The organism is Ruegeria sp. H6, from assembly GCF_056532975.1.
Window position 1 is genome coordinate 427,884 of record NZ_JBQFOA010000002.1, and the last position, 13,732, is coordinate 441,615.

The window sequence follows — 13,732 nt, forward strand, 5'->3', positions numbered from 1 at the left end:
GCTTGAAGTATCACTTTGATAAAAGATCGTGCCACAATCGTAGTTTACAAGATGAGCCATCAGCAAGCGGCGATTCTGCGCCGATGCTAGAGCGGCCAGATCAAAGGTATCAGCAGGGAGGCCAGTAACCCGACGGTCAGGTTCAGCGGCACACCCACCCTGAGAAAGTCGGTAAACCGATATCCGCCGGGCCCATAGACCATCATATTTGTCTGATATCCAATGGGCGTGGCAAACGACGCCGAAGCCGCGACCATAACCGCGACGACCAGAGGGCGCGGGTCCACACCAACAGCACCCGCAAGACCAATTGCAATGGGCGTCACGACAACGGCTACCGCGTTGTTCGACACCAGCTCGGTCAGAACCGAGGTCAGCAGGTAGACCGCCCAAACGATCAGGAAGGGCGGCAAGGCGCTCAGTCCCGGGGCGACAGCCTCGACGATCAGGGAAACCGCACCGGATTCGTCCAGGGCCGCACCGATGGCAAGCATCGCGAAGATCAAAGCCAGCAGGCGGCCTTCGACAAAGGAAAACGCCTCATCCGCGTCGATGCAACGGGTGATCAGGACGATGGCCACGGCCACGATGGACAACAGCAGGATCGGCGCGATACCCAGCGCAGCCAGGGCAACAATGCCAACCAGTGCTCCGATGGCAATTGGGGCATGGCTACGGCGAAAGGCCCGAGCCGAGGGCTGAGCGACGTCGACCATGTCCATATCCGCCGCCAGTTTCTGAATATCGGCTGGCGCGCCTTCCAGCAGCAGAGTGTCACCGACCCGAACCACCAGATCATCCAACTGACGCCCGATATTCTGGTTCCGGCGGTGGACGGCCAGCACATAAACACCGTAACGGCGACGCAATCGCATCGCACCCAATGTGCGACCGACCATGCGACATCCTGGCGTGATCAGCACCTCAACCGTCTTGGTCTCGACCGCCGAAACCTGATCGACGCGCTTGAGCTCTTTGTTGCTCTGCAGGCTCAGCAATTCGGTCATCTCGGTTCGCAGAACCACCCGATCGCCTACGTTGAGTGTGACCCCTTTGAGGTTGCGACGCAGCGAGTCATCCCCGCGAATCACGTCAATCAAACGCACGCCGGGTCGTTTGAACAGTTGCACGCCGGTCACCTCGCGCCCGATCAGGTTACTTTCAGGGGGCACAACCGCTTCAGTGAAGAACTTCATCTTGGATCGGTCGCTGAGCATGGATGCCATGCTGTCCCGGTCCGGCAACAGGCGCGGAGCGATAAAACGCAGATAGACCATGCCATAGATCACCAGTGCGATCCCAAGCGGCGTCACCTCGAAAATCGTAAAGGGCGCCATGCCTTGCGCGCGCGCCACACCATCGACCAACAGGTTCGTCGAGGTTCCGATCAATGTCAGCGTTCCGCCCAGAATGGCCGCATAGCTGAGCGGGATGAGCAGTTTTGACGCCGAAACGTTCAACGTGCGCGCGATCTGGACAAAGACCGGGATCATCACAACCACCACAGGTGTGTTGGACACCACGGCCGAGGCCACGATCACAAAAACCATGAGCAGCCCGATGGCGATGCGCGGGTTCACTTGTGCCTGGCTTTGCGCTGTGGCGGTAAACGCATCCAACGCCCCGGTGCGGACCAGCGCCCCCATGATGATGAACATCGCCCCGATGGTCCACGGGGCGGGATTGGACAAAACGGTCAGCGCGTTTTGATACGGCAGGATGCCCGTCACCAGCATCAGGGACACACCGCCAATGGCGACAACCTCGGTCGGATAGACCTCGCGCAGGAACAGCAGGAACATGCCCGCGACGATCATCAGCGCCAGGATCGCGCTGCCGGTATCTGTCAGTTGAAGGAATTGCATTGGTGGTATTCTGTCCGAACCCTGATCTGGCACCCGCGCCTCGAATGCAGTTTCCCGCATTGGTGGCGGCAGGGCAAGCCCGACATGATCACGCGGGTCCGGCCTGCTCCAACCTGCCGCCGACACGTACCATGCGAACGGATTTGGCACGCCCGTCCCGATCATCGGTTTCGACAAACACGCCGCTCAGGGTCGCCTCGCCATTGGCGGGGGTAAAGCGCGCCTTGGGCATTCCGGTGATAAACCGGCGCATCGGCTCCTGCTTGTCCATGCCGATGACGGAGTCATAGTCGCCGCACATGCCGGCATCGGTCAGATAGCCTGTCCCACTCGGCAAGACCTGTGCATCCGCCGTAGGCACATGGGTGTGCGTCCCAACCACAAGGCTTGCGCGCCCGTCGCAGTAATGGCCCATCGCCATCTTTTCAGAAGTGGCCTCGCAATGCATGTCAACAAGGATCGCCTGCGCCTGACCACCGCGGGGATGCGATTTCAAAACCGGCTCGATCGCCGAAAACGGATCGTCGAACGGGCGTTTCATGAACACCTGCCCCAGCACCTGCACCACCAGTACTTTGCGCCCGCCCGGCGCGTTGAACAACCGGTGCCCCCGACCCGGCGCACCCTTGGCAAAGTTCAAAGGTCTCACGATGCGCGGCTCGGATTCGATGAATTGCAGCATGTCTTTCTGGTCAAACGCATGATCACCCAGCGTCACGCAATCCGCGCCTGAGCTAAGCAAAAGCTTGGCGTGATCGCCTGAAAGGCCCATTCCGTTCGATGCATTCTCGCCATTGACCACAACAAAATCCAGCCTCCACTCGTCGCGCAGACGCGGGAGATGTTGTTGAATGGCCGCGCGCCCTGCGCGACCCATGACGTCACCAAGAAACAGAATTCTCATCCAACCTGTCCTAAGTGTGGCGCATCATAAGCACAAGCGGTTAAAATGCAGCTGACGACGACCTGAATTTCCGAAGGAGAGATTTCATGCCCCGCTATTTCCTGCTCACTCTGGGCCTTGCAGCGCTGGCCGCTTGTGACGACACAACGGCACAGGACGCAAGCACCCAGCTTGCCAACCCCGCAGCAACATTCTGTGTCGACAGCGGCAACACGTATGAAATCCGGGACGGAGACGGCGGACAGACCGGTGTGTGTATCCTAAACGACGGGCGCGAGGTCGATGCCTGGGACTATTTCCGCGAAAATAATGCAGGCTGAACAGGGTTATCCGAAAGTCAGCACGCGGCTTTCTGTGATCACCATGTCCAGTGGTTGGTCAGTGGGTTCCAGAGGCAAATCTTCGGCCTCTTGGGCGTCGAAGGCAAATCCGATCGCCAGGGTCGGACGCTTTGCGCGCAAACCCTCCAGCGTTCGGTCATAGAACCCACCACCATAGCCAAGCCTGCCGCCCCTGGCGTCAAAGGCCACCAGCGGTACAATCAGAATTTCCGGGTCGAAATAGTCGTCGATCTGGGGCACTTTCGCGCCGAAAGGTCCGTCTTTCAGCGCGCCTTCCGGTGTCCATCGAGAGAACTTCAAGGGCTGCCCGGCGGCCTGGATCATCGGCACGCCCACGGGTCCGTAAGCCGAGGCTTCGGCCATTGCGGGCAAGGGATCAATCTCGGTTCGGATGGGCATGTAGCCCGACAGCGGCACCCCGCGATGACCCGCCAGCACTTCGGACAGACGCCCAGCGGCACCCGGATGAGCGGTGTCAAAGGCGGTTTTCCGGCGGGCAAAGGCGGCCTTACGGGCGGCTACCTTGATTTCAGTCAGATCAGTCACAAGAGCACCACGCTGCCAAGCCCCAGGAAAATGAAGAACCCCATGACATCGGTCGTCGTTGTCACAAACGTCCCCGATGCCAACGCCGGGTCAGCCCCAAGCCGATCCAGCACCACCGGTACTACGGTTCCAAAAAATCCGGCGATGATCATGTTTGCAATCAGCGCCGTGCCAATCACGACCCCCAGCATCGGAGAATTGAACCACATCATCCCCACGACACCCAAAACGATGGCGAAACACATGCCGTTGAGCATCCCTACCAACAATTCCCGCCGAATAACCCGCGCGACGTTCGATCCGGTCAAATCGCGTGTGGCCAGGGCCCGGACGGCCACCGTCAGCGATTGCGTGCCCGCGTTCCCCCCCATCGACGCGACGATCGGCATCAGAATGGCCAGCGCGACCAATTGATCGATGGCCTCTTCGAATTGCGAGATGACAAGCGAGGCGCAGATGGCCGCGCACAAGTTAACCGCCAACCACGGCAAGCGACGCTTGCTGGTCGCGGCGACACTGTCGGACAAAGAGCTCTCGTCGCTTACACCTGCCAGCCGCATCATGTCTTCTTCGTATTCCTCGTCCAGCACCACCATGGCATCATCGATGGTGATGACGCCGACAAGGCGGCCATCGGCATCAACAACCGGTGCCGAAATCAAATGATACTGGTTGAACGCATAGGCGACGTCTTCTTCGTCCTGATCCACCGGGATGATGTGAAACTCTTCTTCGGTGATGTCCTTCAGCTCAACCTCTCGTCTTGAGGCCATCAGCTTGCCCAGCATCACCTGCGCCAGAGGTTTCAGGCGCGGGTCGACCAATACAACGTGATAAAACTGCTCGGGCAACTCGTCATTGGCGCGCATGAAATCGATCGCCTCGCCGACGGTCCAGTGCTCGGGCGCCATGACAACCTCGCGCTGCATGAGACGACCGGCCGAGTTTTCCGGGTAAGACAGCGCCTGTTCCGCCGCGATCCGTTCAGAATCCTCCAGCGCGTCCAGAATGGTTTCCTGCTGTGGCTCTTCGAGGTCTTCAAGCAGGTCGACAACGTCGTCGCTTTCCATCTCGCGAACGGCGTCGGCCAGAACATCGGGCTTCAGAACACTGATGACCTCTTCGCGGACCGCCTCTTCCAGTTCCGAAAGGATGTCGCCGTCGAACTCTTTGTCATACAGCCGGATCAGGCGGGTCCGGTCATAGGGGTTGATCTGTTCCAGAAGGTCGGCGATGTCCGCCGCGTGCAGCGGCTCCATCAGCTCGATCAGCTTGGCCCGATCCTCCACGTCCACCGCAAACAGGATTGCCGCAACGGTTTTGCGGTCCAGCGCATAGGCATCTTCATCCTGCGACGGCTCGGTTTTGACCTCGTCAGTGGCTGTGGTCATGCGCTGCCCTCTTTCCGCGATGATTGGCCCCTAAATAGAAGAAGCAGCTACCGGAAAACAATGACAATGCTCGGATTTACCCACATCTTTCGCCAGCCTATGCTGTGATGCAGCACAAATTCGCGCGGGGAACAGGGCACATGTCGCAAAAGACGCTTATGAAAGGGCGCGTTCTGAGCTTTGACAGCTCGCCTTTCGATGGCGATCCGGGCGCAGCCGTGACAGTGCACGAAGCGGTTGTGATCCAGGATGGTATGATCAAGGCGGTGGGTACCTCTGCGGACCTGAGCCAGGCGCATCCCGAGGCAAAGGTTCGCGATCATGGGCCGCATCTGATCATGGCCGGATTTGTCGATCCACATGTGCATTATCCGCAAACCGCGATGATCGCCAGTTGGGGCAAACGGCTGATTGACTGGCTGAACACCTATACGTTCCCCGAAGAGATGCGTTTTGGCGATCCGGGCTATGCTGCCGAGATTGCCAACCGGTATCTGGGCCTGACAGCGTCCCATGGCACCACTACGATGTGCAGTTTCTGCACGATTCACCCGGAAAGTGTGGATGCGTTCTTTTCTGCGGCTCAAGCGCGGGGCCAACGTGTCGTGGCGGGCAAAACCTGCATGGATCGCAACGCCCCGGACGGGCTGCGTGACACGGCGCATTCGGCTTATGACAAGTCGCAGGCCCTGCTTAAAAAATGGCATGGCGTCGGCCGGTTGTCCTATGCCATCACGCCGCGATTTTCGCCAACCTCTACGCCTGAACAGCTTGAGGCACTGGGCGCGCTTTGGGCGGCACATCCTGACTGTCTGATGCAGACCCATCTGTGCGAACAAACGGATGAGATTGAATGGGTCCGGTCGTTGTTTCCTGATGCGAGGGACTATCTGGACACTTACGAAAAGTTTGGCCTGCTGGGCGCGAACGGCCTCTATGGTCATGTCATCCACCTTGAGCCGCGCGAGCGGGACCGCCTGCGCGAGGTTGACGCCGCTCTGATCCATTGCCCCACATCCAACACCTTCATCGGCTCGGGTCTGTTCGATATGGAGGGGCTGATGCGGGCCGGGCACAGGGTGGGACTGGCGACCGATACCGGGGGCGGGTCGAGTTTCTCGATGCTGCGCACGATGGCGGCGGCTTACGAAATCGGCCAGTTGCGCGGGGCTCCGCTGCACCCGGCACAACTGCTTTGGCTGGGTACGGTCGGCTCGGCGCGTACGCTTCGGATGGACGACGCTATCGGCAATATCGCACCGGGTATGGAGGCTGATCTGGTCGTGCTCGACCTCGCCTCGACCCCGGATATCGCCCAGCGAGAGGCCCGGGCGGAGGACCTTTGGGAAGCGGTGTTTCCCACGATCATGATGGGCGACGACCGCGCCGTGGCAGATGTTTGGATCGGTGGCAAACCGGCCGGGCAATGACCCCCTAGTCGCGCAAGCGCCGCGCAAGCGTATTCTGGCGCTCGATCACTTTTGGCATGTCGATGGTTGTTACACGCCCGTCGCGTACAATCTGACGCCCATCGACGAATAGATGTTTGACCCGCGTCGGCCCCGCAAGCAGCAACGCCGCCGGATCCCAGCTGCCGGCACTGTCGATGCCGCTTATGTCCCAGATGGCAAGATCAGCGCGTTTGCCTGGCATCAGCCGCCCGCAATCCGGGCGGTTCAGAACATCGGCCCCGCCGCGCGTGGCGATCTCAAGCGCTTCGCGGGCCGACATCGCATCGGCCCCGTTCACAACCCGCTGCAACAACAGCGTCTGACGCGCCTCTTCGAACAGGCTGCCACTGTCGTTACTGGCAGAGCCATCGGCCCCCAGCCCGACACGCACGCCGCTGTCCCGCATCGCACGCACCGGCGCAATGCCCGAGCCCAACCGGCAGTTTGAACAGGGGCAATGGGCCACGCCGGTTCCTGTTCGGGCAAACAGGTTGATCTCGTTCGCGTCCAGTTTGACACAATGGGCGTGCCAGACATCAGCCCCGGTCCAGCCCAGTTCCTCGGCGTATTGTCCGGGGCGGCACCCGAACTGGGCCCGAGAATAAGCGATATCCTCGTCATTCTCTGCCAGATGGGTATGCAGCATGACCCCCTTGTCCCGCGCCAGCACCGCCGCGTCGCGCATCAGCTCACGACTGACAGAAAACGGCGAGCATGGGGCCAGGCCAACCCGGCACATCGACCCGTCGGAGGTGTCGTGAAACCGGTCAACCACACGGATCATGTCATCAAGGATGCGCGCCTCTTGTTCGACAAGACTGTCCGGCGGCAACCCGCCATCGCTTTCGCCTATGCTCATGGCGCCGCGGGTCGGATGAAACCGCAACCCCAGCTCGGCCGCCGCCGCGATGGTGTCGTCCAGTCGCGCGCCATTGGGGTAAAGGTACAGGTGATCCGAGCTGAGCGTGCAGCCCGAAAGGGCCAATTCGGCCAACCCAATCTGCGCCGAAGTGAACATCTCATCCGGGCCGAACCGGGCCCATATCGGATAGAGCGTTTGCAGCCAACCAAACAGCAAGGCGTCCTGACATCCCGGCACGGCCCGAGTCAGCGTCTGGTAAAGATGATGATGGGTGTTCACCAATCCCGGCGTAACGACACAGCCAGCCGCGTCGTGAACCTCGCCCGAGGTGGTAAGCCCCTGCCCAAGCTGCGCAATTTGGCCGTCCCGGATCAGGATATCAGCGTTCACAAGCTCTTGCCGCGCGTCATCCATCGTCAGGATCACGTCGGCGTTTCGAATCAATATTTCGGACATATCACACACCCCTGCAAATGCCCGCCTCATGCATCAGAGTGTGTTGCGCCGGTGGAAAACGGGCTCAAGAACCGGCCTTGATCAGGTTAGATCGCGCGCGCGCCGGTTTCAACAGGGATCAATACGCGCGCAATATTTCCAGCGCTGCGGCGTGAATTTCCGGGTTTGCCGCGGCCAAGGCACGCCCGCCATTATGTGCCGGATTGCCTTGCCAATCGGTGACGACACCACCGGCCGCGTGGATCAGGGCAATAGGGGCCTGAATGTCATAGGCATTCAGACCAGCCTCGATCACCAGATCGACCTGCCCTGACGCCAGAAGCGCATAGGCGTAACAATCCATTCCATATCGCGTCAGCTTGGCGTTTTTGGCCACTGCCCGAAAAGCCTCGCCGTCTTGCGGTGTTCCTACCTCGGGGAATGTGGTGAAAACGATCGCATCGCTCAAGGATTGCGTCGATCGGGTGGCCATCTGCGTGGTCCCCATCGGACCAGTCACATGCGCCTTGCCATCAACGCCCACAAAGCGCTCTCCGATATAAGGTTGATCAATGACGCCCAGAAACGGACCAGAGTCGTTTCCCAAGGCGATCAAAACGCCCCAGGTCGGTGTTCCGCTGATAAAACCGCGCGTTCCGTCAATGGGATCGAGAACCCAGGTGCGTCCGCTTGTGCCCGCGCTCGGGCCGAATTCCTCACCCAGGATGCTGTCTTCGGGGCGGCGTTCCGCCAATACGGCACGCATCGCCTTTTCGGCCTCACGGTCGGCAATGGTCACCGGGTCAAACCCTGCGTCCAGTTTGTTGTCCGCTTCCAGATTGGGTTGTCTGAAAAAAGGAAGAATGGCCGCCCGCGCCGCGTCGGCCATTTCTTCTGCTATTTCAAGGTCGCTATATGGGGAGTCCTGCATGGTTTACCCGTGCTGTGCCGACACCCCGTTGTCAAGCGTGTTCTGTCAGGCGACGTCGCTCAGGACCCGCGCCAGTTCGAACAGACGACGGCGTTGATTCTCAGGGATGGCATAGTAGGACCGAACCAGATCCAGCGCCTCTTTATCCCCCATCAGATCGGCAGGCACCGACTTTTTCTCTGCTTCGCTCTTTTCCGATTCTTCAAGGCCCTCGAAGAAGAAGCTGACCGGTACATCCAATGCCTCGGCAATGTCCCAAAGACGAGACGCGCTGATCCGGTTTGCACCTGTTTCATATTTCTGGATTTGTTGAAACTTGATGCCAACCTGCTGCGCCAGCTGCTGTTGGGTCATACCAATCAGCCAGCGACGGTGCCGTACGCGCTTGCCCACATGGACATCGACGTGATGGGTCATATGTCTTCTCCTTTGTAACTCAAACAACCATCCGGAAAGTCGGCAAACCAACCATACCCGCGAATCCTAGCGTGTCGGTGATTAAGACCCCCCTAACTCGGAACATGCCCCCCGAACGGCACTGACCAACAATATTGCTGCATTCAGATTTTTTTTCAAGCGGGTTGTATTCCTGATTACGAATAGTTGTTTACGGTTGTGCAAAATTTCAAATCACAACCGCTTATCCCTTGTTCGGAAACAGTTTCGGCTGGCATCGCGGTGACTTGCCCCTTCCTAGAGATTCGAATTGACAATCCAGGGGCAGCCCCCGCCAATGCGCTCAGATCATCAGGGGGCCGCCATGCTGGCATATCGCAAACAATCCGCAGAGACCGGCGCAGAGCTGTGCGAGATCGATCTTCCCGAGCCGTCAGACGGTCAGATACGCGTGAAAATCAGGGCCTGCGGCCTCAACTTTGCGGACCTGCTGATGCAGAAGGGAACCTATCAGGACACACCACCGCTGCCATTTACACTCGGCATGGAAATCGCCGGGGTCGTCGATAAGGTCGGCAACGGTGTTACCAGCGTCAAACCCGGTGACCGGGTCGCATTGTATTCCGGTCAGGGCGGTCTGGCCGAGTTTGGCGTTTTTGACGCGGACCGGGTGATTGCGATCCCTGATTCCATGTCATTCGAAGACGCCGCAGCGATCCAGATCGCCCATGGCACCAGCCACATTGCCCTGCAGCACCGCGCCCGGCTGCAACCCGGTGAGACGCTTCTTGTGACAGGGGCCGCTGGTGGCGTCGGACTGACCGCTGTGGAAATCGGCAAGCTAATGGGCGCCACCGTGATCGCCCAGGCGCGCGGGGCCGAGAAACTGGCCGTCGCACAAAAGGCAGGCGCAGATCATCTGATCGACGCAAGCGAAGATCTGCGCGCGCGCGTGCTGTCTCTGGGCGGCGCGGATGTGGTCTATGACGCGATCGGGGGCGACGTTTTCAAGGCTGCCTTTCGTGCTACGAACCCCGAGGGCCGTTTGCTGCCCATCGGATTTGCCGGAGGTGACATACCGCAGATTCCGGCGAACCATTTGCTGGTCAAGAACCTCAGCGTGATTGGCGTCTACATCGGAGGGTATCTGACCTTTGCGCCCCGCATTATTCGCGAAAGCTTTGACACCCTGTTCCGCTGGCATTCCGAGGGCCGCATCAAACCTCATATCAGCCACACGCTGCCCTTGCGCGACGCCGCGCAAGGATTGCAACTGCTGAAAGACAGGAAGTCGACCGGCAAAGTTGTCATCACGCCTTAGGCGCTATCCGGCCACAGCCCGCAAAGGTGCACCGCCGAGCATCTGGAAATTCTGCCGGACAAGGCCAATCAACGCGTTGACCACAGGATCTTTCTGACCCTCCTGCCCGTAAAGATTGATGAAATGCTCTGGCAGTTCGGGCAGTAACCCACCCGAGTCAATTTGCTCAAGATGCGCTGCCTCGGTCCCGTCCAGCATCGCGTGCACGGCCAAATCAGCGCTGACCGTCGCTTCGATGGTGCGGTCATTTTCTGTCTCAACCGACAATTCCCAGGGAACGCCTGCCGCGTCGAGCGCCGCTATGACCTGCGGGCGGAACATGCAACGCCGACCCAGCGCCAGGGGAATCGGATTCTTGCGCCAAGCTGACCCGCCCGGGGCCCCGATCCACTTCAGGGGCAGTTCCGCAACCGTTTCGGCCCCCTCCGCCCGGGTCGCCTCGGTCGTCAGGATCAGGTCACACTCGCCACGCTGGAACATTTCCTTCAGCTGCACTGTGTAGGACGAAACCAGTTGAACGCGCACTCTTGGGAATTCCGCATTGAAACGCTTCAGAACACGCGGGATGGCCGGATAGACGATGTCATGCGGCACCCCCAGAACCACCTCTCCTTCAAAGGCTTGGTCGGTTAGTTTTGAAATCACTTCGTCATTCAACGCGATCATCCGACGCGCGTACCCAAGCAGTTGCTCGCCCGAGGCGGTCAAGGCAATTGTCCGACCGCTGCGGTCCAGCAGTTCGAGGCCCAGCAATTCTTCCAAACGCTTGAGCTGCATGGAAACGGCCGATTGCGTCAGGTGCAGAAACCCTGCCGCTCGGGTTACGCCGCCATGGTCGGCGACCGCCACAAAAGACCGCAAAGTCGTGATGTCCAGATTTCGCATGTTCAACATTCCTTATGGATCACGTCAAAAACATTCATTTTTAAAATATGTCACATCATGCCACATACATCAAGGTCGGTGATTTAAATTCATCAAAGCATCACGAAACAGAGAAAGGGAAGCAGCCATGACCCATATCGCTCTTTCACGACCCAAAGCATCCAACCGGTCAATTGGCCTGGGCGGCATTTGGCACCTTGTCGGCATTGCCCGGCAACGCCGCGCCCTGGGACGTCTGGAAGATCACATCCTGGACGACATCGGTGTGAGCCGCGAAAAAGCCCGGGAAGAGGCTGCCCGTCCGCTCTGGGATGCGCCCGCTAACTGGTTCAAACAGAACCATTAACGCAAAATAATCCCCGTTTTGGCCGCCTGACCGGGCGGCCTGACGATTTCAGCCTCGAAATATCGCGTTTTAGACGTAAAACCCTTGAAACGCGGGCCTGACTCTCCGATATTTGCTGGGAAACCAGCCCGCATTCGCGGGTTGCGAACAGATGAATGAAGGGAGATCCTTTTAATGGCACAATTCGACACGATCCGGACAGCAGCCGGCGCGCGCTCTGCCGAGATTGATGAGGGCCTGCGCGCCCATATGAACAAGGTCTACGGCACAATGTCCGTCGGCATGCTGATTACATTTGCAGCAGCCTGGGCCATTTCCGGATTGGCCACCACAAGCGATCCGTCGGCGGCGGCTGCGCAGATGAGCAACGGTACGATGCTGACCGGTCTCGGTGCATCGCTGTTCACCTCACCGCTTCGTTGGGTGATCATGTTTGCCCCGCTGCTGTTTGTGTTCGGTTTTAGCGCTGGCATCAATCGCATGTCTGCGGCAGCAGCACAGCTGGTGTTCTACGTATTTGCCGCTGTCATGGGCGTTTCGATCAGCTGGATCTTTCTGGTCTTCACAGGCCAGTCGATCATGCAGGTCTTCCTGATCACAGCGATCGCGTTCGCCGGTCTGTCGCTTTATGGCTACACGACCAAGAAAGACCTGTCCGCAATGGGCACGTTCCTGATCATGGGCCTGATTGGCCTGTTCGTCGCGATGATCGTCAACATTTTCCTGCAGTCGCCTGCAATGATGTTCGCTATCTCGGCGATTGGTGTTCTGATCTTCGCCGGTCTGACCGCATACGATACGCAGAACATCAAGACCACCTATCTGCAGATGGCGCATTCGGGTGATCAGGAATGGTTGGGCAAAGCCGCGATCATGGGCGCGCTGAGCCTGTATCTGGACTTTATCAACATGTTCATGTTCCTGCTGCAGCTGTTCGGCAACCGCGAATAACGCAAACAGGCAATAAGCTTCAAAGGGCGGTTCGACATTCGAGCCGCCCTTTTTCTTTGTTGCGCACCCATCGCCAGACAACAAAAAACCCCCGCCGAATTGGCAGGGGTTTTTGTCTTAACAGAATTTCCAGCAAGCTTTAGCTGCAGTTCAAAGGAACGGCAAAGCCGGAGCTGTTTGCAGATGAGCCCTTGCGGTACACATCACCTGCTGGCAGGCAACCGGTGAAACGCTCGGTCTCGGACCCAAAGACTGTTCCGACCGAGGTTGGCACCTTGGTTGTGCTGTTGGGTGTCCGCAACACGCCGAAGAGTTGGCCATTGACGCTCACGGTGCTCAGGAACAACGTATTGGCGCTGCCGGACAGCTGAACCGCGGATGTGTCGGAACGTCCGCCATTGTCGATGGCAACACCGGCCAGCTTCTCAAGCTCGACCTTGTCCGAGGTCACCTGAACGGTCGGCAACTCGGCCAGCTCGGCTGGAACGTTGGTCGCGGGAGGCAGGAATGCGGCCGCCCCTTCGACGTCAGAAACAGTCCGTGGTTCACCATCGATTCCGGTGAAACCCACGCCTTCGCGGTTATAAATGTCCTCGCAAGCCGACAGGGTCGTAGCTGCGAGAGCGGTCAAGATGATTTTTTTCATGGCGGTCAACATTTTGGAACGATTACCTCAAGCGTAGCGGCAGGTCGCGCCAAAAAGCAAGCCACAGGCCAAACGAATGCCCACAGGCGTGATGCGCCACTGCAACGGCGCATTTGAGTGTCCAGATCAAGGTATTGGAAGTTTGACGATAAAAAATAGGGACTTCAAACAAAAAAGACCCCGCATTTGCAGGGTCTTTTTGAAACTTCGATACACGAAGGAAAGATTACTTGATCTTGCCTTCTTTGTACTCGACATGCTTGCGAGCGACCGGGTCGTACTTACGAATGGTCATTTTCTCGGTCATGGTGCGAGCGTTTTTCTTGGTCACGTAGAAGTGGCCCGTGCCCGCGGTCGAGTTCAGACGGATCTTGATTGTCGTCGGCTTCGCCATGGTTTTCTCCTGCGTCCGAAAAGGCAGGGCCCTTCGGTTGAATTCCTATGAGCGTGCGCTTTTACGC

The 13,732-nt window shown here is 58.7% G+C and carries 15 protein-coding genes; 5 read left to right on the plus strand and 10 right to left on the minus strand.

Going from position 1 to position 13,732, the window contains the following annotated elements; all coding sequences use genetic code 11:
- Positions 1 to 86: 86 nt before the first annotated feature.
- Together ACR0AG_RS06795 and ACR0AG_RS06800 are read right to left on the minus strand one after the other, a co-directional pair.
- On the minus strand, positions 87 to 1,865 hold the full coding sequence (locus tag ACR0AG_RS06795; protein WP_480837751.1) for an SLC13 family permease: 1,779 nt from the start codon (positions 1,863 to 1,865) through the stop codon (positions 87 to 89).
- Between the two features lie 88 nt (positions 1,866 to 1,953).
- A complete protein-coding gene (locus tag ACR0AG_RS06800; RefSeq protein ID WP_480837516.1) occupies positions 1,954 to 2,769 on the minus strand; it encodes a TIGR00282 family metallophosphoesterase in 816 nt (271 codons plus the stop codon).
- Positions 2,770 to 2,855: 86 nt separating this feature from the next.
- Between ACR0AG_RS06800 and ACR0AG_RS06805 the strand changes: the two genes are divergently transcribed.
- Positions 2,856 to 3,089 (plus strand): putative hemolysin, encoded by a 234-nt coding sequence (locus tag ACR0AG_RS06805; RefSeq protein WP_480837517.1) that lies wholly within the window; start codon positions 2,856 to 2,858, stop codon positions 3,087 to 3,089.
- A gap of 6 nt (positions 3,090 to 3,095) precedes the next feature.
- On the opposite strand, the gene ACR0AG_RS06810 is transcribed toward ACR0AG_RS06805, so the two are convergent.
- Both ACR0AG_RS06810 and mgtE read right to left on the minus strand, forming a co-directional pair.
- The gene (locus ACR0AG_RS06810; protein WP_480837518.1) at positions 3,096 to 3,656 is read right to left on the minus strand and encodes a 5-formyltetrahydrofolate cyclo-ligase; all 561 of its coding nucleotides are present in this window, start codon (positions 3,654 to 3,656) and stop codon (positions 3,096 to 3,098) included.
- A complete protein-coding gene (gene mgtE / locus ACR0AG_RS06815) occupies positions 3,653 to 5,047 on the minus strand; it encodes a magnesium transporter (RefSeq protein ID WP_480837519.1) in 1,395 nt (464 codons plus the stop codon). Before mgtE ends, ACR0AG_RS06810 begins: the two co-directional genes overlap by 4 nt.
- 140 nt (positions 5,048 to 5,187) lie before the next feature.
- Here mgtE and guaD point away from each other — a divergent pair, with 140 nt between their 5' ends.
- Positions 5,188 to 6,477, plus strand: coding sequence for a guanine deaminase (gene guaD / locus ACR0AG_RS06820; protein WP_480837520.1), 1,290 nt, complete (start codon positions 5,188 to 5,190; stop codon positions 6,475 to 6,477).
- 4 nt (positions 6,478 to 6,481) lie between these two features.
- Here the strand turns inward: guaD and ACR0AG_RS06825 are convergent, their stop codons facing one another.
- The 3 genes from ACR0AG_RS06825 to ACR0AG_RS06835 form a co-directional block, all read right to left on the minus strand.
- The gene (locus tag ACR0AG_RS06825) at positions 6,482 to 7,816 is read right to left on the minus strand and encodes an 8-oxoguanine deaminase (protein ID WP_480837521.1); all 1,335 of its coding nucleotides are present in this window, start codon (positions 7,814 to 7,816) and stop codon (positions 6,482 to 6,484) included.
- Between the two features lie 118 nt (positions 7,817 to 7,934).
- On the minus strand, positions 7,935 to 8,726 hold the full coding sequence (gene hisN, locus ACR0AG_RS06830; RefSeq protein ID WP_480837522.1) for a histidinol-phosphatase: 792 nt from the start codon (positions 8,724 to 8,726) through the stop codon (positions 7,935 to 7,937).
- Between the two features lie 45 nt (positions 8,727 to 8,771).
- Positions 8,772 to 9,143, minus strand: coding sequence for a helix-turn-helix domain-containing protein (locus ACR0AG_RS06835; protein ID WP_480837523.1), 372 nt, complete (start codon positions 9,141 to 9,143; stop codon positions 8,772 to 8,774).
- Between the two features lie 343 nt (positions 9,144 to 9,486).
- Between ACR0AG_RS06835 and ACR0AG_RS06840 the strand changes: the two genes are divergently transcribed.
- Positions 9,487 to 10,443, plus strand: coding sequence for an NADPH:quinone oxidoreductase family protein (locus tag ACR0AG_RS06840; protein ID WP_480837524.1), 957 nt, complete (start codon positions 9,487 to 9,489; stop codon positions 10,441 to 10,443).
- A 3-nt stretch (positions 10,444 to 10,446) separates the two neighbouring features.
- Here ACR0AG_RS06840 and ACR0AG_RS06845 read toward each other — a convergent pair whose 3' ends face one another.
- Positions 10,447 to 11,328, minus strand: a complete 882-nt coding sequence (locus tag ACR0AG_RS06845; RefSeq protein ID WP_480837525.1) for a LysR family transcriptional regulator — start codon at positions 11,326 to 11,328, stop codon at positions 10,447 to 10,449.
- Positions 11,329 to 11,455: 127 nt separating this feature from the next.
- On the opposite strand from ACR0AG_RS06845, the gene ACR0AG_RS06850 reads away from it, so the two are divergent.
- The gene (locus ACR0AG_RS06850) at positions 11,456 to 11,674 is read left to right on the plus strand and encodes a DUF1127 domain-containing protein (protein ID WP_480837526.1); all 219 of its coding nucleotides are present in this window, start codon (positions 11,456 to 11,458) and stop codon (positions 11,672 to 11,674) included.
- Positions 11,675 to 11,848: 174 nt separating this feature from the next.
- Positions 11,849 to 12,625, plus strand: a complete 777-nt coding sequence (locus tag ACR0AG_RS06855; protein ID WP_480837527.1) for a Bax inhibitor-1/YccA family protein — start codon at positions 11,849 to 11,851, stop codon at positions 12,623 to 12,625.
- A 139-nt stretch (positions 12,626 to 12,764) separates the two neighbouring features.
- Here the strand turns inward: ACR0AG_RS06855 and ACR0AG_RS06860 are convergent, their stop codons facing one another.
- Both ACR0AG_RS06860 and rpmG read right to left on the minus strand, forming a co-directional pair.
- Positions 12,765 to 13,271, minus strand: coding sequence for a hypothetical protein (locus tag ACR0AG_RS06860; RefSeq protein WP_480837528.1), 507 nt, complete (start codon positions 13,269 to 13,271; stop codon positions 12,765 to 12,767).
- Positions 13,272 to 13,497: 226 nt separating this feature from the next.
- Positions 13,498 to 13,665, minus strand: coding sequence for a 50S ribosomal protein L33 (rpmG, locus tag ACR0AG_RS06865; protein WP_010441901.1), 168 nt, complete (start codon positions 13,663 to 13,665; stop codon positions 13,498 to 13,500).
- Positions 13,666 to 13,732: the final 67 nt, after the last annotated feature.